This is a genomic window from Sorangiineae bacterium MSr12523 (assembly GCA_037157775.1).
In the GTDB taxonomy this organism is placed as follows: Bacteria; Myxococcota_A; Polyangia; order Polyangiales; family Polyangiaceae; genus Pendulispora; species Pendulispora brunnea.
Genome location: CP089982.1, coordinates 10,310,365 through 10,331,999 on the forward strand (window position 1 = coordinate 10,310,365; position 21,635 = coordinate 10,331,999).

The window sequence follows — 21,635 nt, forward strand, 5'->3', positions numbered from 1 at the left end:
TAAGTGCAAGCTGATGGAGCCAAGAAGCTGTCCTTTGGCGCGGCCCTTCTCGCCGCACTCGCGGCGTCGTCGTGTTGCCTCGTGCCGCTCGTCCTCACGGCCCTGGGCCTCGGCGGTGCCGCCGCAACCGCGGTGTTGGGCGCCTTTCGACCGTACCTGTTCGGGGCGGCCGGGGTGTTGCTCGCGGCGGGATTCTACTTCGCGTACCGGAAGCCGAAGGCGTGCGGGTGTGCGCGGCCCGGAATGAAGGGCCGCTGGACTTGGTGGCTCGCCAGCGCACTCGTACTCGTGGCGGCTTTGGCGCCTTCGCGGATTGCGCGCTGGGCAGCCATGGGGCCCCCGGGTGCCGCCCCCCCGGATCTCGTCCAGGAGATCATCACCGTGCGCGGTCTCGATTGCGAGGCGTGCGCCGCGCCAATCAGCACCGCCCTTTCGAAGGTGGGCGGCTTCTACGATCTGCACCTCGACCTCGCCGCTGGAACGGCCACCGTGCGCTACCAACCTGCCGCAGCGCGCCTCCAAGCGTACGTCGCAGCCATCAACGAGCTCGGATACGAAGCGGCTATGCCGAGTGGGAGTGAATCGAAACGATGAAGCACATCGAGATCATGATGTTCGAAGGGTGCCCCCACATGCACGCGGCGCTCGAGCGGGCACACTCGGCAGCCGCCTCCACGGGCGTGGCATCGAGCGTTTCCGTCGTTCGAATCGGAAGCCTCGCGGAAGCGGTCGACCGGCGATTTCTCGGCTCGCCCAGCGTACGCGTCGACGGTATCGACGTCGAACCCGCGGCGCGAGGGCGCATCGATTTCGGAATCCAATGCCGCCTCTATCCCGTGGGCAGCGGCTTCGAAGCGGCTCCGCCGGTCACATGGATTGCCGCAGCCCTTCGCGGCGAGTAAGGATGACCGACGTGCCCATACGATGCGAGCCGCCGGAGACCGGCCGAGACCTGGTCAAGCGCTGGAAGAAGACCATGACGTTCACCCCCGACCTCGACGAGCGCGCGGCGGTGCTTGGCGTCATCGCGCAGCCGACGAGGCTTCGGCTCTTTTACCTGCTCGATCGAATCGGCGAAGTGTGCGTATGCGATCTCGCCGATATTCTCGGGGTCTCGCAATCGGCTGTCTCGCAACACCTTGCGAAATTCAAAGCTTACGGCCTCGTCACCGTTCGGCGAGACAACCAGACGCTCTTTTACGGCCTCGCCGACAAGCCCGAGGTCCGGGCCCTGCGCAAGACGGCCCTCGCGGGCATCGAGGCCATTTAGCCGCTCACACTCGGCGAGCCCGTTTCGATGTGCCCGACGAGGCGCTGGCTGAAGCTCGGATCGGACGAGATGGTCACGGTGAGATCGTACCAGCCATCCCCGTACGTTCCGGTGCGCCAGGAATCGGACGCGCTGCCGCCGGGGGCGACGCTGTACGTCCACGGGCCATCGGTTCGATAGTTGTTGGCCGTCACCGTAACGGTCACCGCGGACGTGCCCTCGTTGGTGAAGACGAGGTGCAGCTTGCCCCCTTCGTCGGTGGTCACCAGCGAGGTCACGCCCACGTCTTTTCCGGGAGCGTTGAGATCACCGGCGAAGCGGCGCAAGAACCGATTGGGGCCGTAAAGGGATAAGTCGTATTTGCCACCCCCGTAAGCGCGCGCATTGAACGAATCGGAAACGGGCGTCCCGCCGATGTCGTACCGCCAGGGGCCATCGCTTCGAAAGCGATTCGCATAGGCGGCAAGCTGCGCAACGGAGGCGCCGGTGTTGCCCATATCGATCCAGACTTTGCCGGCCGCAGCATCGGCGCGCAAATTGGCATTCGGCTGGTACGGCAACGCGCGCGCCGCCCGCGTTCCGGCCTCCTGCACGGGCATGCGCTGGGTCCTCGGCGGCTTGACCGTCACCTCGGGGCCGGGCCCCGGATCCGTCGTGACCGGCAAACGCGGCCACGTCACGGTGGACGAGGTCAGGTCGAGGGTGCGCGTCAGATCGCCGCACACGGCGCGACGCCAGGCGGAAATGTTCGGCTCCTTGATTCCGGTCCACGCCTCCAAGAAGCGCAGAATCGACGTATGGTCGAATGTCTCCGAGCAGACGAACCCACCACGGCTGAAAGGAGATACCACGATGGTGGGCACCCGCACGCCGAGACCGATGGGCTGACCGTTCACGAATTCGTCCGGCGTGCCAGCGGGCGGTACGGGCGCCGGGACGTGGTCGAAGAATCCGTCGTTCTCGTCGTAGGTCAGAATGAACACCGTTTTGGCCCACACCTCGGGCGCGGCCGCCAGAACGTCGAGCAATTGGCTGGTGAGGGCCGCTCCGCGAACCGGCCCGTAGGCGGGGTGCTCGCTCAAAGCCGTGGGGGCGACGAGCCATGACACCTTGGGAAGCTTGTTCGCCTTCACGTCCGCGCGAAAGGCCTGCACCAGATTGTCGACGGTGGCCATTCCGCGATCGTAAAGCGGACTACCCGGCTTGGCCTCGCGGTACTGTTTGAACCACGCCAGCGCGTTGTCGTCGTAATTGTCTCTTTCCTGGTACACCTTCCAACTGATCCCCGCCGCCTGGAGCCGCTCGGGGTACGTCGTCCAGGTGCGCGCGCGGGACTCGTCGTTGTCGATGACCGGTCCCCCACCCTTTCCACCCGGGTCCACGGTACCGCTCCAGAGGTAAAGCCGATTTGGATTCGTCGGCCCCATCACCGAACAGTGGTACGCGTCGCAGATGGTGAAGGCGTCGGCCAGCGCGTGGTAAAAGGCCAAATCATTTCGCGCGTAATAGGCCATCGTGGACGTCCCTTTGTATTGGACCCACTTGTCGTTGAGGCCTCCGTTCCACGCGGAGTGGCCCGTTCCCCAATCGTGGGGAGTGCCACTCATGTATTGCTCGGTGACGGGATAAGGCAGTAGCGTCGACGAGCCGTTCGGCTGGTAGAAAACCGATTTTCCTGTTTGCAATTGCAGCGCGCTGCGATCGGAAAAGCCGCGCACGCCGCGCAGGGTGCCGAAGTAATGATCGAATGACCTGTTTTCCTGCATGAAGATGACCACGTGCTCGATGGTATCGAGCGAGCCAGTGGTCCGAACGGGCATGGCCAGCGCGCGGCGCAAATGGGTCGGAAGTAGGTTGAGTACCGCCGTACTGCCCGCCGAGGCCGCGGCCAACTTCAGAAAGTGTCGTCGATCCATCGCGAGCGTGACGTAGCCAATCGCGATGAGCTCCGCTACGAATTCACCGGCATTCGCAATGAGTTTTCACGCGTGTATCCATGATGACACGAAGTCACGCCGAAGCCACTTTTACGTGACGAACGAGACGCGCGAATGACACGCTTCCGTTGTTCGATGCACGGCCATGCCGCCGACCCGACTTCGCGTGCACGTCTTTGCATTGAGCTGGCTCGCGTATGCTTCGTATTACATTGGACGAAAGCAATTCGCCGTCAGCAAGGCGAGCCTTGCATCGCAGTACCACCTGACGACCGAAGCCCTTGGTCGCATCGACACCGGCTACCTGGTGGCCTATTCGCTGGGCATGTTCGCATCCGGGTGGCTCTGCGATCGCGTGGGGCCGCGTCGGTTGCTCGGGGCGGGCATGCTCGCATCCGCGGCGGCCGTAGCCTGGTTCGGTGCGTCGTCCGCGGAAATGTGGTTCGCCGTCGCCTTCACCGTCAACGGCTTGGCACAATCGACGGGGTGGCCGGGCACCATCAAGGCGATGGCGCCGTGGTGGTCGGCCGGCGAACGCGGAAAGATCATGGGCTGGTGGTCCACCTGCTACCAAGTCGGCGGCATCGTGGCGACCGCCCTGGCCAGCGCACTGCTCGTGCACGCCGGATGGCGAAGTGCGTTTTGGGTGCCCGCCGTGTGGATGGCGCTCGTGGGACTGGTGGTCCTTTGGCGATTGCCCGATTCCCCGCAGGCCGGCCCTCCCGCGGAGGGGGCCGAAAAGGCCCGCGCCCACGTCGAGAGACGCATCGAGATATGGTATCTCGGGTTCATCTATTTCGGATTCAAATTGATCCGATATAGCCTGCTCTTCTGGCTTCCCTTTTATCTCCAGCGGCAACTCGGATATTCGGCCGGGCAAGCCGGCTATCTATCCATCTCGTTCGAGCTCGGCGGCGTCTGCGGCACCGTGGCGAGCGGCATCGTGTTCGACCGCATGGGTGCCCGCCAGCGTGCCGTCCTCTTCGCCATGACCTTCGGCCTCGCCCTCAGCCTCGTTTTGTACACGCAGGTCGCCGCGTGGGGTGCCGTCGCCAACTTCGCGGCCATGGCGGCGGTCGGATTCATGCTGTTCGGCCCCGACGCCCTCATCTCGGGCGCCATGGCGCAAGAGCTGGGGGGCGCCGAAGGGGCCGGCAGCGCATCGGGCATCATCAATGGCATCGGCTCGCTCGGTGCCATCGCGCAGGGCACCGTCACCGCCGTGGTGGCCACCCGCTACGGGTGGGACCGTGTCTTTCATCTGTTCATCGGCCTGGCGTTCGCGTGCGCCGCCGCGTTGTTGCCCTACGCCCTCGGACGGCGCAGTGCGAAGGTCACGCCGCGCGCGGCGCCATCGCGCGAAGCAGCCCCGGTAGCTCGTTGACCGATGTAAGGACGTGCGTCGCACCGGCCGCCGAGAACGCCTCGAGATCCGAAAGGCCGGTGAGCACGCCGGCCACGATGCCCGCCCCGGCGCGAAGCCCGCTGTAGATGTCCGACGGCGTATCGCCGACCACGACGACGGAGCGCACGTCCGTCACCCCAAGCCGAAGTACGGCCGCCAGCACCATGTCCGGGTACGGACGCCCGCGGGGAACGTCGGATGGACACAAGGCCAAGTCGACGAGGTTGCGCCAGCCCAGCGCATCCAAAATCGCATCTTGCGTGGCCCGGGCAAACCCCGTGGTCAGCGCAATCGACAACCCCAAACTGCGCAGCGCGCGGATGGCCGATTCGGCTCCCGCAATCGGCTGCACGTGCCCTGCGCGCACCAAGTCCGCGTACGCCACCTCGAAGCGCGCATTCGCCGCGGCCGCGCGATGCTCTTCTCCGAGCAACGCGCGAAACACCTCGATTTTACTCTGCCCCATGGTCTCGCGGACGAAACGAATCGCCCGCTCGTAGCCCGCAGAGCCCAATGTGAATCCGTCCTCCGCGGCCACGGCGACGGTAAATGCTTTTTCCACGAGCCCCTCGTCTCGCACGGTGGTACCCGCCATGTCGAGACATGCAAGTTGCCAGTTCATTCGGGCCTTGCGGCCCTCATAGGCCTCATCTGCCCTCGACTTCTCAGTCAGCGACCGGTTCATGATGGTGCCAATGTCTCCTCGGCAATTGCCGGCGAAAATGTCATTCCGCGCCCACCCGGCCCGGTCACCAACACAACCCCGGGCGCGAGATCGACGCGATGGTAAAGCCGCGCGGCCTCCGGACGCAATTGACTGTAGACACCTGCCCAACGACGGCGCACCGGTGGAAGCGGCCTCCCCAGGATGCGCGAGGCCGTCTCGAGCAGGTGTGCATAGGGAAGTTCGTCCACGTCGAAGCCGAAGGGCTCGGTGTACTCGTGCGTGTCGCCGATGGTGAGCGAGCCATCGAGGCGCTGCACGAGCAAGAGCTGCATATGGTGTTCGCGCGCGATCGGCACCTGAGGATCGAGGCGCTCACGGACCGGTACGTCGAAGGCGGGGTAGTAGCGCAGCGAGTCGCCATCCGCGATCGACGTGGTGAGCGTCTCGTCCAACGGCTCGGTCTGTAGCATCTGCAGCCGAACGCGGCGCACGGCTGCGGTGTGCGGAGCCATGAGGCCGCGATGCCATGCGCCTGTGGTGAAGATCACCAAGTCACCGGTGTGCTTGTCACCGTGATCATCGATGGCGTGGTGCGAACCGAAGCCCGTGACCTCACGCCCGCCGAGCCATGTGTAGCGGGCGTGCCCGCGCAGGTAGCTCTGAATGGCCCGCGCAGCCTTGCGCGGTTCAACCGCAGCATCGTGACGGCAGTGCAGTGCCGCGATGAACTCACCACGCATCGCCGGGTTCACCCGCCGCGCTTCGCTCGCATCCACCACGCGCACGCCGCGGCGTTCGCCTTCATCGGCACGTGCCACAGCCTCGAGCACGGCCACCTCGGCGGCAGTCCGCGCGATCGTCAGGGACCCGTTCGCCCGAAAGCCCACCTCGGGCACATCCGTTCCGACTTTTTCCCAGAGCTGGCGCGCCCGAAGCGCCAAGTCCAGATCGGCACCGGGCGCACGCCCGCTCACCCAAACGAGTCCGAAGTTCCGAACCGAGGCTCCGCGCGCCTGATCCTCGCGCTCCAAGTGAACGACGCGATCCCCACGCTGCACGGCAAAAAGGGCGTGCATCGTGCCTACGATGCCGCCCCCTACGATGACGATATCCATGTTGCGACGTTCCTACGCCGCATGCATCACCGCGCGTCGCACAAGCCGACGATCTTTCGGTGACGTTCTCGCGTCAGTGCGTCTGCGATGTCAGACGGCGACGCTGAGATCGTGAACCAGCGGCAAGCCCGCTTTCACCCAGCCGCGGGTGCCACCGCTCAAGTTGTAGACCTTGGTGAGACCACTCGAGGCGGCGAGGCGGGCGGCCGTTTCGCTGCGCATGCCGGCGGCGCACACGAAGACGACGCCATCGCGCGGGAGAGCAGCCTTGGGATTCGCGCGAAACTTTGCGAGCGGAACGAGGCGTGCGCCTGCAAGATGCCCCGTGGACCACTCGTTCGGCTCACGGACGTCGATCACCTCCACTTCACCGCGGGAGATGAGATCGTGAGCCTGCTGCGGACTAACCGAACGAACCATGCGTCTACTATAACGAACATCTCCGACGGTTCAAGGGCGGTCGCCCACATCTTTTTTCCCCAGGAATGACGCACAGATGCACGCGTGACGCTTTAGGCGCCAAGCGAGTCATTCTGTCCGCGAAAAAGGCCGTTCCGTCGTCATAACGGACCGCGTCATTCCTCTGGAAAAGCCAAAATTAAACCGCCAAGACACCAAGGACGCCAAGATCGAGGGTTGTTCTCGCATACCCCAAATCTTGGCGTTCTCGGCGTCTTGGCGGTTCGAACAGCTTGGGTCTAGGGCCACAGGCTTCAGGAAGATAGAGAGCTGTCCTTTCCGGCAGCCTGAAGCCCGTAGCCTTTCAGAGGCCGCGCACCGGCCTGCCGGCTTGGATGCGGTGCAAGGCTTCCGCAAGCGCGTCGATGTCCTCGGTCGTGTTGTACGGAGCGAGCGATGCGCGAACGGTCGCCTCGAGGCCGAAGCGGCGCAGGATGGGCTGCGCGCAATGATGGCCCGAACGCACGGCGATGCCTTCTTGATCGAGCATGCCGCCCACCTCTTCGGTGCGCTGACCGTCGAGGATGAAGGAGATGACCCCGGCCTTCTCGCGCGCGGTGCCGATGATGCGCAGCCCCGGCACGCGGGAAAGCTTCTCCTCGGCGTAGGTGAGCAGCTCGTGCTCGTAACGTTGGACGTTCGCGAGCCCGAGTCCGCTGACGTAGTCGAGCGCGGCGCCCAGGCCCACGGCATCCGCGATGTTGCCGGTGCCCGCTTCGAAGCGGCTCGGCGGCGGTCCGTAGGTGGTTTTCTCGAAGGTGACGTCGGCAATCATGTTGCCGCCGCCCTGCCACGGAGGCATCGCCTCGAGGATCTCCGTCGTGCCGTACAGCACGCCGATGCCCGTCGGTCCGAAGACCTTGTGGCCCGAAAAGGAGTAGAAGTCGGCGCCGAGAAGCTGGACGTCGACCGGCATGTGCGAGACCGCCTGCGCGCCGTCCACGTGCACCGTGGCGCCGTAGCGATGGGCAATCTCCACCATTTCGCGCGCCGGCGTGATGCTGCCGAGCGCGTTGGACACCTGCGTGAAGGACACGAGGCGCGTCTTGGGTCCGAGCAGCTTTTCGTACTCGTCGAGGATGACCTCCCCGCGATCGTTGACGGGCGCCACACGCAAGCGGCAGCCCTTCTCCGAGCAGAGTTGCTGCCAGGGCACGATGTTGGCGTGGTGCTCGAGCCAGGTGATGACGATTTCGTCGCCGGCCGAAACGTTGCGCCGGCCCCAGCTCTGCGCCACCAGATTGATGCCCTCGGTCGCGCCGCGAACGAAGACGATGTTCTTCGGCGAAGGCGCGTTCAAGAAGCGTCGCACCTTGTCGCGCGCAGCCTCGTAAGCATCCGTCGCGCGTGCGGCCAGGGCATGCGCCGCCCGATGGATGTTCGAATTTTCGTGCTCGTAGTAGTACGAAATTCGGTCGATGACCGCCTGCGGCTTCTGCGTGGTGGCCGCGTTGTCGAGCCACACGAGCCGCCGTCCGTGCACGCGCTCCTCGAGAATCGGGAAGTCACGTCGCACGGCGTTGGCATCGAAGACGCCGGGAGCCGTCGCCGTCGTGCCGCCGAGATCCGGCACCAGTTGCGGGCTGAACTCGTGCGCGGTCCAAGACGGCACGGGCTCCACCGCCGTGGCCGGCGGCGCTGCGACCTCGGCCGCCATCGGATCGCCCGCGAGGACGCCCGAGTTGGCCGAGTAGGGAAGCGCCGGCGCTGGAGGAACGTCGGTGGGAACCTGGAACGGCAGACCACCGAAATCCGGCACCGGCGGCGCGCCATTCGACGACACCGACGTGGGAAGGCCGGCCAGCGAGAGGAAGTACGGCGCGGCCGATCCCGTGGGCGCATTCGTGACGTCCATGCCCAACCCCGAATCTCGGGGAAGCGCATCGGGCACGATCGCGAAGTCACCGACGTTCACCGGCACCTGGAACGACGAGCCCGACACGCCTCCACCGGGCAACGTAGGTGTCGGCGCCGTTGCCGGCGACGCGGGCGGCGAGCCGGGAATACCTGCAGTCTGCAGGTAATACGGCGCGGGATTGGCGCCGCCGTACGCGTCGTTCGTCGTGGTCGCACGCGCGACCTCGATGGGCGACGGCGTGTGCCCATACTCGGACAGGATCGTGGGCAACGCGCGAAGGTCCCGATCCGTCGGCGGCGGCGAGGCGGCGAGCGGAGGCCGATGCACCGCGCCCGGAACCGGAGGAAGCGGCGCCGAAGCCGGCGAAATTCCGCCGCCTCCGACGTTCAACGCGTGCGGGCCCACCCGCGGCGGTACCAGCGGTGCGGAGACCGATAGCGGCGCCGCCGCCGAGATGGCCGGAGCGGCTTCGGGAACCGCCTCGTCCATCACGGGACTGGACGCCCCCATCGGGCCTTGCGCGAAATAATTGTTCGCAAGGCGCTCCAGCTCCTTGGCCATGGCGCCGACGAGATCGTCGGTGCCCGCGTCCAGCGCCACCTCGGGTTCGTACGGGCTCTTACTTGTACTCATGGTAGCGGTCGACCTCGACGTTCTCGAGTACGCCGAGCGCATCTTCGGTGAGAACCGCCGCCGAGCAGTAGAGCGACACGAGGTACGAGGCCGCGCCGCGCTGATTGATGCGGGTCAGACGCACCGACAGGCTCGGGCTCACCTCGCCCGGCAGCCCCGGCTGGAAGAGACCGACGACGCCGCGCTTCTTCTCACCCGTGCGAAGCAGCAAGATGTTCGTCTTGTTGCCGTCGATGCCCAGCTTGTCCGTGGGGACGAGCGGGATGCCCCGCCACGTGAGGAACGGCGAGCCGAACATGCTGACCGTGGGCGGCGGAACGCCCCGCTTCGTGCATTCGCGCCCGAAAGCCGCGATGGCGCGCGGATGCGCAAGGAAGAACGCCGGCTCCTTCCACACCTTGGCAATGAGCTCGTCGAGATCGTCCGGCGTGGGGGCGCCGGCGCGCGTGCCCACGCGCATGTGCGGGGCCACGCTGTTGAGCAAGCCATAGTTCGGATTGTTAATGAGCTCGCCCTCCTGGCGCTCCTTCACCATTTCGATGAGGACGCCGAGCTGCTCACGCACTTGATCCATCGGGCTGCGATACAGGTCCGAGATGCGCGTCTGCACTTCGATCGTCGTCGTCACGGTGCTCAGGGTGTACTCGCGAGGCTGCTCCTCGTAGTCCACCAAGGCGCTGGGAAGCTCGTCCGAGTCGCTCGGGCTGCACTCGATGCCGATGCCCTGCTCCCCGCCCTCCTTGACCTTGTTGACGCGGTAGGTGCCCGCTTCGACGGGCGTCCAGGGAAGAAGGCTGACCAACCAACGGGGCGTAACCCCGACCCATTGCGGGGGGGTCTTCGTGGTGTTTGCAAGCTGGCGCGCCGATTGGGCGCCAAGAGTCGCAGGAGGAGTATCGGCCATAGGTGTGCTCCAGGAATCTCCGGGAAGGTGAATCTGCGCGTAGGCGCATCGCGACTCTATGAGCAGCGCCCCCCTCCCGGCAATCGCGCCGCGCGCGCGGGTAGCAACTGCGGCCACGATCCGCATCTTTTTCGTCCGATGAAGCGGACGCGCGACCAATCCAGCGGATCATGTACACCGCAAGCGTGCTCCGTCCTACACGCCGCACGGCCACGCGAGCGGTAGGGCGACGAGCTCCCCGGCCCGCAAAGAAATACGGACCATGCAACCGTCAATTGAAAATCGCATTATTGACTCGGAGTAATTCGTATTTGCATCAAGCGATGGGCGAGTCACATCGAACCCACCTGACGATGCACGGCTGCACCGCGGCGGTGCGGGACATGCCGATGAAACATCGCTAGTCCATATTTGCGATTTTCACCTCGAAACGATGCGCGCATGAGACCTAAGCCGTAGTCGTAACTTCGTTGTCAAAAAGAATGTGATACGGGCCGTCGTTTTCCTGTAGCCAATACGAATCATGCAGATAGAGTGGCTGCCGTTCGCCGTCGCAATCGCGATGGAAGCGGGGGGTGTCGAGTGACTCGTCAGCAGCCATTTGGCCAGTTCTTACCTGCGCGCGTGCGCCGCCCACCGCCCGAGTGGCGCTGGCGTGCGGCATAGCAACCCCGCAACGCTGCAAAGCCTGCCCGGACAGGAAAAAGCGCGAAAAATTTCTGCGGCCGATCGGGGCTTGGGCGCCTCGGCGGCACGCATCGGAAAGGTGAGCCACGATGAACATCGTCACGAAATCGGTCAATGGATCCAACGGCGGAACGCCGCAAACGAGCTTGGGAACGGCCGCCGCACGCAAGCTGGCGACGACGACCAAATCCGTACCGCAGATGCAAGGCATCACCTCGCGGTGGCTGCTGAAAATGTTGCCTTGGGTGCAGACCAGCGGCGGCGTTTACCGTGTGAACCGGCGTCTGACCTATGCCGTTGGCGACGGGCGCGTCACCTTCATGACGACCGGCGCCAAAGTGCAGGTCATTCCCCGTGAGCTCACCGAGATGCCGCTCCTGCGCGGGTTCGAGGACGAAGAGCTTCTCAACTCGTTGGCCAGCCGTTTCGTGCAGCAGGAATTCAAGGCGGGCGACGTCATCGTGCAATCGGGCACGCCGGCCGAGCACGTCTTCCTCATCGCGCACGGCAAAGCCAACAAAATCGGCTCCACGAAGTACGGTTCCGAAGCGACGATCGACGTCCTGGCCGATGGCGACTACTTCGGAGATCGCTGCGTCGCCGAGTCGAACGACAAGTGGAATTACACGGTCAAAGCGGCCACCCACTGCACCGTGCTGGCGTTGCCTCAGCGCGTCTTCGAAGATCTGATCGCGCAGTCGGACAAGCTCCGCGCGCACGTGGACCAATTCAGGCATCGCCTGACGCTCCCGCAAGACAAGCACGCGCAGGCCTGCATCGAGCTGGCCGCCGGCCACGTGGGGGAACCGGTACTTCCCGCCACCTTCGTCGACTACGAAGTGACGCCGCGCGAATACGAACTGAGCGTGGCCCAAACCGTGCTTCGCGTGCACACGCGCGTGGCCGATCTGTTCAACGAGCCGATGGACCAGATCGAGCAGCAGCTTCGCCTGACCATCGAGGCGCTGCGCGAGGAGCAGGAGCAGGAGCTCATCAACAACCGAGAAATCGGCCTTCTCCACAATGCGGACTTCTCGCAGCGCATCCACACGCGAAGCGGCCCGCCCACGCCGGACGATTTCGACGATCTCCTCTCCTTGGTCTGGAAGGAGCCCACGTGTTTCCTGGCCCACCCGCGCACCATCGCGGCGTTCGGGCAGGAGTGCAGCAAGGCCGGAATCTACCCGCAGAGCATCGATTTGGGCGGTCACATGGTGCCGGCCTGGCGCGGTGTACCGGTGCTTCCGTGCAGCAAGATCCCCGTCACGGACACGCGCACGAGCTCCGTCATCCTGATGCGGTCGGGCGAAAAGAACCAAGGCGTCATCGGACTGCACCAAACCGGTATTCCGGACGAATACCAACCAAGCTTGTCCGTTCGCTTCATGGGCATCGACGAAAAAGCCGTTATTTCTTACCTCGTCAGTGCGTATTACTCGGCGGCCGTCCTGGTTCCGGACGCGCTGGCCGTGCTGGAAAATGTCGAAATCGGCCGGACGTAATTGACCATTTCGCAATTCGAAAAACCGATTGAATCATTGATACCGCTCACGCGAGGTGCGAAATGAGTGCTCCCTCTCCGTTCGATTTGAATGGCAACGGCCACAGTGGAAATGGTCACAACGGCGGCCCGCAGTCCCTTACCAGCTTGGGCACGGCCGCCGCCCGCAAGCTTGCAACGACGACGAAATCCGTCCCGCAGATGCAGGGCATCACCTCGCGGTGGCTGCTCCGCATGCTGCCGTGGGTGCAGACGTCGGCGGGCGTCTACCGCGTCAACCGCCGACTGAGCTATGCGGTCGGTGACGGCCGGGTCACCTTCGTGAGCACCGGCGCCAAGGTGGAGGTCATTCCGGGAGAGCTGTGCGAGCTACCGCTGCTCCGCGGCATCCAGGACGACGGAGTGCTGCGGCGGCTGGCGTCCAAATTCGTCCAGAAAGAGTACAAGCCGGGTGAGACCATCGTGAAGGCCGGAAAAGCGGCCGATCACGTGTACCTCATCGCCCACGGCAAGGCGAACAAGTTGAAGCCGGGCAAATACGGCGACGAGCAGTCGCTGGCCGTGTTGGCCGATGGTGACCACTTCGGCGACGACGCGCTGGTCGAATCGCGCGACCATTGGCCCTTCACGGTCACCGCGGTGACGGCGTGCACGGTGCTCTCGCTTTCGCAAAAGGTGTTCGAGGACGCGATCAAAGACTCGGACACGCTGCGCCAGCACGTGGAGAAGTTCAAGTTGCGGCTGCAAGCGCCGCAGGACAAACACGGGCAAGCGGCCATCGAGCTGGCGGCCGGCCACGTGGGTGAGCCGATCTTGCCGGAGACCTTCGTCGATTACGAGCTCACCCCTCGCGAGTACGAGCTTTCGGTGGCCCAAACCGTGCTTCGCGTGCACTCGCGCGTGGCCGATTTGTACAACGACCCGATGGACCAGATCGAGCAGCAGCTGCGGCTCACCGTCGAAGCGCTGCGCGAGCGGCAGGAAGACGAAATGATCAACAACCGCGAATTCGGCTTGCTTCACAACGCCGATTTTGCGCAGCGGATCAACACGCGCAGCGGGCCGCCCACGCCGGAAGACATGGACGATCTGCTCTCGCGGCGCCGCAAGACGCAGTTTTTCCTGGCGCATCCGAGGACCATCGCCGCGTTCGGCCGCGAGTGCACCAAGAAGGGCGTCTACCCGCAGCAGATCGAGTTCAACGGCAGCCATGTCTGGGCATGGCGCGGGGTGCCGGTCCTTCCGTGCAACAAGATCCCCGTCACGGACACGGGTACCAGCTCCATCTTGGCGATGCGCACCGGCCAGGAAGATCAGGGCGTCATCGGGCTGCACCAAACCGGGATCCCGGACGAGTACCAGCCGAGCCTCAACGTGCGCTTCATGGGCCTCGACGAAAAGGGTGTCATTTCGTACCTGGTCAGCAATTACTTCTCGGTGGCGGTGCTCATTCCGGACGCGCTCGGCATTCTGGAAAATGTAGAACTCGGGCACTGAGCCGGCCATGGCCAAAACATCGCGGTTGCCTGGCTTTCACAAAGTCAGCGTCCAGCAGCGTCGCACGCTCGTCGCGGACGTGACCGGGACGGAGATGGCCGAGCTCGAAGCTTCGCTGGAGGGCGGTGGACTCGAGGCGGAGGTAGCCGACAAGTTCGTCGAGAACGTGCTCGGCACCTACGCCCTTCCCTTCGGCGTGGCGCTCAACGTGCGCATCAACAGCAAGGACTACGTCGTGCCGATGGTCGTCGAAGAGCCGAGCGTCGTGGCCGCGGCCTCCAACGCCGCCAGGATGATCCGCGGAAGCGGTGGCTTCCTGGCGGAGGTCGATCCTCCGCTGATGGTGAGCCAGGTGCAACTGACGAACGTGCGCGATCCGCGCGCCGCCGAGGAGCGCATCCTCGCGCGGCGCGAGGAGATCCTCGCCCTCGCCGATCGGGCTGTGCCCGGCCTGGTCGTGCGGGGCGGCGGCGCACGCGATCTCGAGGTGCGGAGCATCGGCGCGCCGGAAGACGAGATGCTCGTGGTGCACATCGTCGTCGATTGCCAAGATGCGATGGGCGCAAACCTCGTCAACGGCGTCGCCGAGGCGGTGGGCGCGCATCTGGCCGAGCTTGCACACGGCCACGTGGGCCTGCGCATCCTGTCGAACCTGTGCGACAAGCGCAAAGTGCGCCTTCGTTGCTCCGTCGCGGCGGAAGATCTCGCGACCGAGGACATGGACGGGCAGCGCGTGATCGACGGCATCGTCAACGCGTCGCGCTTCGCGGAGCTCGATCCGTACCGGGCGGCGACGCACAACAAGGGCATCATGAACGGCATCGACGCCGTGGTCATCGCCACCGGCAACGACTGGCGCGCCGTGGAAGCGGGTGCGCACGCGTACGCCGCGCGGAGCGGCCGCTATGCACCGCTAGCCATCTGGCGGCGTGACGGAGAACGGCTCGTGGGAACGTTGGAGATGCCCATGGCCATCGGCACCGTGGGAGGCACGTTGCGCGTGCATCGCGCGGCGCGTCTTGCCCTGCTCCTTCTCGGCGTGCCCAGCGCGGGCGAACTCGCGTCGGTGTGCGCCGCCGCGGGCCTCGCCTCGAACCTCGCCGCCGTGCGCGCACTGGCCACGGACGGCATCCAGCGCGGTCACATGGCCTTGCACGCCCGCTCCGTGGCCATCGCGGCGGGTGCAAAAGGCACCGCCGTGGAGCGCGTCGCCGCGATGATCGTGGAAGCGCGCGACATCACCGTCGAGGCCGCGAAAAGGGCCATCGAGGTGCTACGCGGCAGCGATGTCCCGCTTCCGTCAGAAGAGAGCGCGGGTGGGGCAGACTAAGCTGGTCCCCGGATTGTAGAGTCCTCCGCCGCCCGAATCGGAGCCCCCCGCGTCGGGCGCACCGGCGTCCCCGCCGCTGCTGCGCGGGCCGAAAACGTTGCGCAACTGACGCGCGCACACGGGGCAGAAGCCGGTGCTCAGCTCTTTCATGAGGCACGTGTGCGCGGGCCGGTAGACGCCCGTGGTGCAGTACGCCGCCCCTTCGAAGGCACCGACGCCCGCCGTGCCTTCGGGCGTGGGCAGCGGATTCGTAGGCGTCACCATGTCCCTCCACGGCAGCGCATCGAGCTTGGCCGACGTGTTGGGCGACTCCGCGCGACCGCGATCGCAGGTGCCGTACGAGTATTCGTCGGCGAGCGACAAGAGACCGTGCCCCATCTCGTGCAAGATGACCCGGTTGCCCTGCGCGTGGTTCGTCACCGTCACGTAGGTGATGCCGAGAAATTGCGACTTCACGCCGCCGTACTCGGGCGTATTGACGATGATGAGAATGATGTCCGCCTTGGTGTAGCGCGCGCCGATTCGAAGCCGGTCGGTCGTCTCGTCCGAGAGCGCGTTGCGCGGATAAATGATGCGGCGCTCGGCGGAGTTGGGATCCGCCGACCCAAAGGAAACGCCGAACGCGGTCGACTTGGGGCGGTTGTCGCCCGGATCGAAGATGCTGCCATCGCGCGAGACGAAATCCTGCGCCCAGAAGACGAAGCCGTTCGCGTAGGTGCCGTATTCCGAGGAGGAAACGATGTCGTTGGCCACCTGCTCGGCGCGCGTGCGGAACGCGCCCATGTCGGTGAAGGCCTCGGGCACGATGAGGACATTGAACGGACACGCCGCGCTGGAATCACGCAGCTTCCGCACGCCGTCGGGCGGAGCCTCGGTACCGGCGGGCGCCGGCGAAAGCGTCGAACCGTCACTTGCCGCGGGCGCACCGCTCGCGCCACTCGCGATCTGCGTCACCGCCCCGAGTGGAACGCTCGCACCGACGAGGGGCACCGCAAACGTGCCCGCCGTCGAGGGCACGCGCGCGGAAAAGACCATCCACGGCTGCGAGACTTCCGCGCGCGCCGACGAGCCATTGGGCGCAAACTCCGACTCGGCGGTGCGCGCATCGTCGAGGGTGCCGCGGACGGTGGTGCCATCGGCCGCGGTGAAGGTCCACTCCAGGGTATCCGGCCCGGGCGTGGGCTGCGCGCCCGAGGGGTTCGATTGCGGAACGTAGGCGCCAATGACCTTCAGCGCCTGTCCATCGAGCTTCAAATCGAGGATTCGTTCCTGAGGAATGGTCACCTGCTGCGGCGCCGAGGAAGACGAATCGGAGGGCGTGGAGCACCCTGCGAAGCAGCCAAGTGCGCTTACGATGAAAGCGATCAAGAAGCCGCCAGCAACACGTGCCGCGCGGCGGTTGGGCATCTGCGTCATGTAAAGTTCCGTCAGCAAACGACGTACCCCGCACGAACGACGCAGAAACCAGTCTTTGACGGCCAAGCGCGGAACGACTCGTTCCGTTCGCGGAAGCGCGACTTCCGCCGCTAAAGCAGCGAGCACAATCCTCGAACTGAAGAGGAAAAAACCGCCAAGACGCCAAGACGCCAAGATGATTGATGTGCTGAAGCACCGAACGCCATGGCGCACGCCCTCCCAGCCCTTGGCGTTCTTGGCGCCTTGGCGGTTCCCTCTCCCTTCCGCAGAATGAATCTGGTCGAGAATCGCGCTCGCTGATTAGACCAGATTTAGTGCGCAGCCTCGACGATGGATCGAACCACGCGCACCGGATCGTCGCGCGTGAGTGCGCGCACGAAGCGGCCCCCGCGTGCGAGGAGGGTGCGCTCCCAACGATCGCTCAGCTCACGAAGCGCGGTCAAATATTGCTCGCGTGTCGTTTCGACGTCGGTCTCCACGACCGTGCCGCCCTCGAGGGAGCGCAGGCGCACGGTGCCCTCGAAGGGCAACGTGGCCTCGTCGGGATCGAGCGTCTGCACCACGACGAGCACGCGACCGCGCGACGCGAGGCCGGCCACGAGCTCCATCGAGCCCTCGGGCAAATCGAGCAAATCGCTCAAAAAGACGATGACCGATCCGCGTCGCGCCGAGCGCGCGATGCCGCCCAGCGCGCGATCCAGCATGCGCGCATCCGCCAGCGCATCGCCCGTCGCCTCGAGCGACTCCAACGTCGCGATCAGGCGCTCGAACGACTCACGCCCGCCCGCCACCGGCAGGTTCCGCGTCCCATCTTGCCCGCCCACCAAGGTGAGGCCCACCGGATCGCCGTTCTCGATGGCGATGCGCCCGAGCGCCGCCGCCACCAACGCCGACCACGCGAGCTTCGCCCCCTCGGCTTGCGAGCCGCGATAGCCCATCGACGCCGTTCGATCCACGATGAGCCGCAACGCGCGATCCGTCTCCGTTTCGAACTGGCGCACGAGAAGCCGATCGTGCAAAAGCAGCGAACGCCGATCGAGCCAGCGCAGATCGTCCCCCGGCGTGTAGGCGCGATGGCCGCCGAATTCGACCCCCGCACCGCGACGGGCGCTGCGGTGCCCGCCCGCGTAGACGCCCTCCGCGACCAAACGCGAACGCAGGCGCAGTGGCGCGAGCTTGCCCCAATCGAGCTTGTGCCGAATGCCTTCCGCCATCGCCGCTTACGGCAACGCCACCTCGGGCAACGGCCCGACGGAAACGCGGCCGCTGTTGAGCAGGTCGCGGGTGAGCGCCACCTCCATCAAATCGATGCCGCCCGTCTTGAGCACCTGACGAAGCGTCGCCTCCGCACCGCGCTGATCGCCGGTGATGCGCCGGTCCATCGCCGCGTAAAAGAGGGCCTCGGTCTTTTGTGCCGGCGTTTTCGCGCTGGCAATGAGCTCGTCGGCCTTGATGCGCCCTCCGCCAAACGCGGCAAGCCTTCCGATCCAGCGTCCGTCGTCCAAAATCGACGAGAACACCTTCTCCTCGGTGCCATCGGGCTGCACCTTGAGTTGCCGCTCCAAGAGCCGCACCCAGAGCGCCAAGTACACGATGTCTTCCTGCTCCAGATCGGCCTGGATCGCGCGGCGCAGCCCATCGCGCGCCTTCGGCAGATCGCTGTGCACGAGCGCGCGCCCCACCATTTGGCCCAAGGTGGCTGACACCTGCTGCTTGTCGCGCGGCGCATTGTCGTAGGCGCGCTCCAGGGCCTTCGAGGCCGGCTGCCCCGCGCCGAACCGGTCGAGCACGCGCGCGAGCACGCGCTCCACACGGGCGCGCTCCTCCGGCTCGCCGCGGGTGCGCGCACGCGCCAGCTCCTTGAGCGCATCCGTGTAAGATGCACGCGCCGCCGCCGAGTTGCCCTGCTCCGCGGCAATGTCGCCGAGCATCAACTGAATCTCGCCCTTGAGCGCCGGATCGCGCGCCACGTCGGGCGCGGCGAGCGACTCCTTCAGGTGCGCGCTGGCCGCAGGAAGCTGCCCATCGAACCGCTCGATGCGGGCCAAGGTCGCCAGCACACCGCCCGATCGATCCTGCGACGCGGCTTTGAGCAGCTCGCGTGCCTCCGCCACGCGGCCCTCGCGCAATTCGAGCTCGCCCATCAGCCCGCGCACCTGACCCGAGCTCGGCTCCGTTCGCGCCTTCGACTGATCTGCCAGAGCCAACAGCGGCCCCGACGCCTTGAACGCGCGGCGGGCCGCCGCCACGTCCTCACCGGAAACCTCGAGCTCCATCGCGTGCATCACGATCGACAGCGCGCCGCCGATGGTGCGCGCATCGGGATGCGCCTTGGCCGCCGCCACGAGCACGGCCGGACTCGCCTCCGCCATGCCGTACTCCTGCAGGCCGGCCGCCACGGCACCCGCCGCCTCGGGAAGCGACGGATCGAGCCGGTACGCTTCGATGGATACGGCCCACGAGGCTGCGCGAAACAGCTCGTGGTCCTCGAACATGGCTTCTTCCTCTTGCGAATCGCGCGACGACGGCGGACGCAGCGCCCGCAGCACATCGAGCCAGCGCAGGCTGTCCGGCCGCTCCCCCGCCCGCTCGAGCGCGAGGAGCAGATCCGGCCGCACCAACTCACGCGCCCCGGCGCGATCGATCGCCGCGAGCGCGCCCTGCGCGTCGCACGCGAGCAAGTGAATCGCCGCCAAGGTGCGCCCGCCGGTTTGCAACGCGCCGAACGCCTCGATGCCCTCTTCGCGGGTCGACGGGATGCGCTTGTCGCGAAGCGAGTTGCGAAGGGCCAGCCCGGCCTGCACCCACTGCACCGTGCGATTCGATGCGTCCTGCAACGCCGCGTCGTTGGGCTCGAGCAGACGCCGGGCCGTGGCGATGCTCTGCAGCTCGTGCGCATTGCGGACGGGCCCGTACTTCTGCTTCCCATCGCGGATCCACGCATTGAGCGCGTCGAGGTGCGACTGGATGTCCTTCTTCTCCTGATCCGAGGACAGCGGAAAGAGCAGGTTGTACAGCGCCTGCGCGCGCCCTTCGTCGCCGCGGGTGGCGTATTCCTTCGCCCCGAAGGCCAGCGCCTCCTTGCCCTTTTGCCCGAAGATATCCTTGGTGAGCTCGCCGGTGCGGGCCAGATAGAGGCCCCCAGTGAGCGCGGCCACCCCGCGGTTTGGCGTGTGGTTGCGGAAGCGGGCGGCGGCCCGGGCCATCTGCCGCGCTTCGACCCCGGCCAGGCGCTGGCTGCGCTCTTTCGAGCCGGGGGCGCTGCTCAAGAGATCGCGCACGGCGCCGGCGAAGGCATCGTCCGAGACCGCCACGTCCGGCGCGGTGGCGCCGTAGGGGGAACGTGCCCCCTCGCCCGAGCCGGCGCAGCCGAGTAGGGAGCCGGACAGCGCGAGCAGCAGGGAAGCGGTGCCAACGACGAGCGATCTTCGCATCGCGCCAAGTGTACACGGCCGCGGGAGCCACTCCCAGGTGATTGCGTGTACTCTTCCGTTCATGGCCCGAGGACACCTACTCGTCGTCGATGACGAGCCTTCCATCCTGACCACCTTGCAAAAGGCACTCTCGCTGGAGGGCTACGCGGTCGATGTCGCTGGCGGGGTCAAGGTCGCCGACGAAAAGCTGAAGAAGCGCAGCTACGACCTCTGCCTCTTCGACGTGATGCTGCCCGACGGCGACGGCTTGGAGCTGCTTTCGCGCCTGCGCACGGCGAAGGTCGAGGTCCCGGTCATCATGATGAGCGGGCACGCGACCATCGACACCGCGGTGCGGGCCACCCGCCTCGGGGCGCTGAATTTCCTGGAAAAGCCCATCAACACCGACGCGCTCCTGATTGCCGTCGAAACCGCCTTGCGCCTCGACCGCGCGGAGGCGGAGGCCCGGGCCCTGCGCCTGGCCAGCGGCGCCGGCTCGGAATTGGTGGGCGACAGCCCCGCGATCAAAAAGCTTATCGAGCAAATTGGCCGTGCCGCCCGAAGCCATGCGAGCGTGCTCGTCACCGGCGAGCGAGGCACTGGCAAGGAGCTGGTCGCCCGGGCCATCCACCAGATGTCGCCACGGGAAAAGGGCCCGCTCGAGAAACTGAACTGCGCCGCCCTTCCGAGTGAGCTCATCGAAAGTGAACTCTTCGGCCACGAGGTGGGCGCCTTCACCGGGGCCACCAAACAACGCCGCGGCAAGTTCGAGCGGGCCAGCGGCGGCACGCTCTTCCTCGACGAAGTCGGCGACATGCCGCTGCCCATGCAGGCCAAGCTGCTGCGCGTTCTGCAGGAACGCGAAATCGAAAGGGTCGGCGGCAACGAGACCATCAAGGTCGACACCCGCGTCGTCGCCGCCACCAACCGCGACTTGGTTGCCGCTTGCGACAAGGGCGAGTTCCGCGCGGACTTGTACGATCGCCTGAACGTCGTCCCGCTCGCACTTCCCCCGCTGCGGGCACGCCGCGAGGATATTCCCCTGCTCGCGCGGCATTTCCTCCAGCTGGCCGCGCACACGAACGACCGCCGCGACATGCGCATGACCGACGACGCGTTGGGCGTGCTCTCCGCGTACAGCTTTCCTGGCAATGTTCGAGAGCTTCGGAATTTGATCGAGCGCCTGGTCATCCTGACCCCAGACGACGTCATCCAAGCCGAGGACGTGCGCACCTGCCTCCCGGGCGGGGGCTCGCCGAAGACCGCCGGCCTCTATCGCCCCGGCACACCCTTTCGCGTTTTGGTGGAGGAAGCCGAGCGCACCATCTTGTCCGAGGCCATCGCGCACCACGGCGGGCAGATGGCGGCCACCGCACGCGCACTCGATCTGGAGCGGAGCCACCTCTACAAAAAGTCGCGCGCCCTCGGATTGCGCGGCGACAAAGGCGACACCGACGACGAAGGCTGACGCAGGGCACGGAGCCTGCTCCTTCGGGCTCCCGACATGAAACTCTGTGGTTCCTTCTTCACACTCGCCGTCTCT

The 21,635-nt window shown here is 65.9% G+C and carries 17 protein-coding genes; 8 read left to right on the forward strand and 9 right to left on the reverse strand.

Annotation, left to right across the window (positions count from 1 at the left end):
- Window positions 1-3 precede the first annotated feature (3 nt).
- Genes LZC95_40375 through LZC95_40385 form a run of 3 tightly spaced genes read left to right on the forward strand, consistent with a single transcriptional unit; the run spans window position 4 to window position 1,270 of the window.
- On the forward strand, window positions 4-594 hold the full coding sequence (locus tag LZC95_40375; GenBank protein WXA92692.1) for a cation transporter: 591 nt from the start codon (window positions 4-6) through the stop codon (window positions 592-594).
- A complete protein-coding gene (locus LZC95_40380) occupies window positions 591-902 on the forward strand; it encodes a hypothetical protein (GenBank protein ID WXA92693.1) in 312 nt (103 codons plus the stop codon). The genes LZC95_40375 and LZC95_40380 overlap by 4 nt, the downstream gene beginning before the upstream one ends.
- Before the next feature lie 11 nt (window positions 903-913).
- On the forward strand, window positions 914-1,270 hold the full coding sequence (locus tag LZC95_40385) for a metalloregulator ArsR/SmtB family transcription factor (GenBank protein ID WXA92694.1): 357 nt from the start codon (window positions 914-916) through the stop codon (window positions 1,268-1,270).
- Here LZC95_40385 and LZC95_40390 read toward each other — a convergent pair.
- A complete protein-coding gene (locus tag LZC95_40390; GenBank protein WXA92695.1) occupies window positions 1,267-3,186 on the reverse strand; it encodes a phospholipase C, phosphocholine-specific in 1,920 nt (639 codons plus the stop codon). The two genes, LZC95_40385 and LZC95_40390, sit on opposite strands and share 4 nt — an antisense overlap.
- A gap of 166 nt (window positions 3,187-3,352) precedes the next feature.
- Here LZC95_40390 and LZC95_40395 point away from each other — a divergent pair, with 166 nt between their 5' ends.
- A complete protein-coding gene (locus LZC95_40395) occupies window positions 3,353-4,591 on the forward strand; it encodes an MFS transporter (GenBank protein WXA92696.1) in 1,239 nt (412 codons plus the stop codon).
- On the opposite strand, the gene LZC95_40400 is transcribed toward LZC95_40395, so the two are convergent.
- The 5 genes from LZC95_40400 to LZC95_40420 form a co-directional block, all read right to left on the reverse strand.
- Window positions 4,542-5,234, reverse strand: a complete 693-nt coding sequence (locus LZC95_40400; protein WXA92697.1) for a phosphonatase-like hydrolase — start codon at window positions 5,232-5,234, stop codon at window positions 4,542-4,544. The genes LZC95_40395 and LZC95_40400 overlap by 50 nt on opposite strands.
- Window positions 5,235-5,293: 59 nt before the next feature.
- Window positions 5,294-6,394: a TIGR03364 family FAD-dependent oxidoreductase gene (locus tag LZC95_40405; GenBank protein ID WXA92698.1), complete on the reverse strand. Its 1,101-nt coding sequence runs from the start codon at window positions 6,392-6,394 to the stop codon at window positions 5,294-5,296.
- A gap of 90 nt (window positions 6,395-6,484) precedes the next feature.
- Complete coding sequence (locus LZC95_40410; GenBank protein ID WXA92699.1) at window positions 6,485-6,814, reverse strand: rhodanese-like domain-containing protein; 330 nt, start codon at window positions 6,812-6,814, stop codon at window positions 6,485-6,487.
- A gap of 343 nt (window positions 6,815-7,157) precedes the next feature.
- Window positions 7,158-9,344 carry a SufS family cysteine desulfurase gene (locus LZC95_40415; GenBank protein WXA92700.1) on the reverse strand — a complete coding sequence of 729 codons (2,187 nt, stop codon included), beginning with the start codon at window positions 9,342-9,344 and terminating at the stop codon, window positions 7,158-7,160.
- Complete coding sequence (locus LZC95_40420) at window positions 9,331-10,248, reverse strand: hypothetical protein (protein ID WXA92701.1); 918 nt, start codon at window positions 10,246-10,248, stop codon at window positions 9,331-9,333. Before LZC95_40420 ends, LZC95_40415 begins: the two co-directional genes overlap by 14 nt.
- A gap of 776 nt (window positions 10,249-11,024) precedes the next feature.
- On the opposite strand from LZC95_40420, the gene LZC95_40425 reads away from it, so the two are divergent.
- The 3 genes from LZC95_40425 (at window position 11,025) to LZC95_40435 (ending at window position 15,263) form a co-directional block, all read left to right on the forward strand.
- Window positions 11,025-12,437 carry a cyclic nucleotide-binding domain-containing protein gene (locus tag LZC95_40425; GenBank protein ID WXA92702.1) on the forward strand — a complete coding sequence of 471 codons (1,413 nt, stop codon included), beginning with the start codon at window positions 11,025-11,027 and terminating at the stop codon, window positions 12,435-12,437.
- A gap of 62 nt (window positions 12,438-12,499) precedes the next feature.
- Window positions 12,500-13,933: a cyclic nucleotide-binding domain-containing protein gene (locus tag LZC95_40430; protein WXA92703.1), complete on the forward strand. Its 1,434-nt coding sequence runs from the start codon at window positions 12,500-12,502 to the stop codon at window positions 13,931-13,933.
- 7 nt (window positions 13,934-13,940) lie between these two features.
- On the forward strand, window positions 13,941-15,263 hold the full coding sequence (locus LZC95_40435; GenBank protein WXA92704.1) for a hydroxymethylglutaryl-CoA reductase, degradative: 1,323 nt from the start codon (window positions 13,941-13,943) through the stop codon (window positions 15,261-15,263).
- Here the strand turns inward: LZC95_40435 and LZC95_40440 are convergent.
- The 3 genes from LZC95_40440 to LZC95_40450 form a co-directional block, all read right to left on the reverse strand.
- On the reverse strand, window positions 15,234-16,679 hold the full coding sequence (locus LZC95_40440) for a M64 family metallopeptidase (protein ID WXA92705.1): 1,446 nt from the start codon (window positions 16,677-16,679) through the stop codon (window positions 15,234-15,236). The genes LZC95_40435 and LZC95_40440 overlap by 30 nt on opposite strands.
- Before the next feature lie 311 nt (window positions 16,680-16,990).
- Window positions 16,991-17,893, reverse strand: coding sequence for a DUF58 domain-containing protein (locus LZC95_40445; GenBank protein ID WXA92706.1), 903 nt, complete (start codon window positions 17,891-17,893; stop codon window positions 16,991-16,993).
- Between the two features lie 6 nt (window positions 17,894-17,899).
- On the reverse strand, window positions 17,900-20,113 hold the full coding sequence (locus LZC95_40450; protein WXA92707.1) for a hypothetical protein: 2,214 nt from the start codon (window positions 20,111-20,113) through the stop codon (window positions 17,900-17,902).
- Window positions 20,114-20,174: 61 nt separating this feature from the next.
- Here LZC95_40450 and LZC95_40455 point away from each other — a divergent pair, with 61 nt between their 5' ends.
- A complete protein-coding gene (locus LZC95_40455; protein ID WXA92708.1) occupies window positions 20,175-21,560 on the forward strand; it encodes a sigma-54 dependent transcriptional regulator in 1,386 nt (461 codons plus the stop codon).
- Window positions 21,561-21,635: the final 75 nt, after the last annotated feature.

What these genes read in the sequence shown, in the direction of transcription:
- LZC95_40440 (WXA92705.1), bottom strand. Translation starts at nt 16,679, where the DNA reads ATGACGCAGATGCCCAACCGCCGCGCGGCACGTGTTGCTGGCGGCTTC.
- LZC95_40380 (WXA92693.1), top strand. Translation starts at nt 591, where the DNA reads ATGAAGCACATCGAGATCATGATGTTCGAAGGGTGCCCCCACATGCAC.
- LZC95_40455 (WXA92708.1), top strand. Translation starts at nt 20,175, where the DNA reads ATGGCCCGAGGACACCTACTCGTCGTCGATGACGAGCCTTCCATCCTG.
- LZC95_40450 (WXA92707.1), bottom strand. Translation starts at nt 20,113, where the DNA reads ATGCGAAGATCGCTCGTCGTTGGCACCGCTTCCCTGCTGCTCGCGCTG.
- LZC95_40420 (WXA92701.1), bottom strand. Translation starts at nt 10,248, where the DNA reads ATGGCCGATACTCCTCCTGCGACTCTTGGCGCCCAATCGGCGCGCCAG.
- LZC95_40405 (WXA92698.1), bottom strand. Translation starts at nt 6,394, where the DNA reads ATGGATATCGTCATCGTAGGGGGCGGCATCGTAGGCACGATGCACGCC.
- LZC95_40390 (WXA92695.1), bottom strand. Translation starts at nt 3,186, where the DNA reads ATGGATCGACGACACTTTCTGAAGTTGGCCGCGGCCTCGGCGGGCAGT.
- LZC95_40395 (WXA92696.1), top strand. Translation starts at nt 3,353, where the DNA reads ATGCCGCCGACCCGACTTCGCGTGCACGTCTTTGCATTGAGCTGGCTC.
- LZC95_40435 (WXA92704.1), top strand. Translation starts at nt 13,941, where the DNA reads ATGGCCAAAACATCGCGGTTGCCTGGCTTTCACAAAGTCAGCGTCCAG.
- LZC95_40445 (WXA92706.1), bottom strand. Translation starts at nt 17,893, where the DNA reads ATGGCGGAAGGCATTCGGCACAAGCTCGATTGGGGCAAGCTCGCGCCA.
- LZC95_40425 (WXA92702.1), top strand. Translation starts at nt 11,025, where the DNA reads ATGAACATCGTCACGAAATCGGTCAATGGATCCAACGGCGGAACGCCG.
- LZC95_40410 (WXA92699.1), bottom strand. Translation starts at nt 6,814, where the DNA reads ATGGTTCGTTCGGTTAGTCCGCAGCAGGCTCACGATCTCATCTCCCGC.
- LZC95_40415 (WXA92700.1), bottom strand. Translation starts at nt 9,344, where the DNA reads ATGAGTACAAGTAAGAGCCCGTACGAACCCGAGGTGGCGCTGGACGCG.
- LZC95_40430 (WXA92703.1), top strand. Translation starts at nt 12,500, where the DNA reads ATGAGTGCTCCCTCTCCGTTCGATTTGAATGGCAACGGCCACAGTGGA.
- LZC95_40400 (WXA92697.1), bottom strand. Translation starts at nt 5,234, where the DNA reads ATGAACTGGCAACTTGCATGTCTCGACATGGCGGGTACCACCGTGCGA.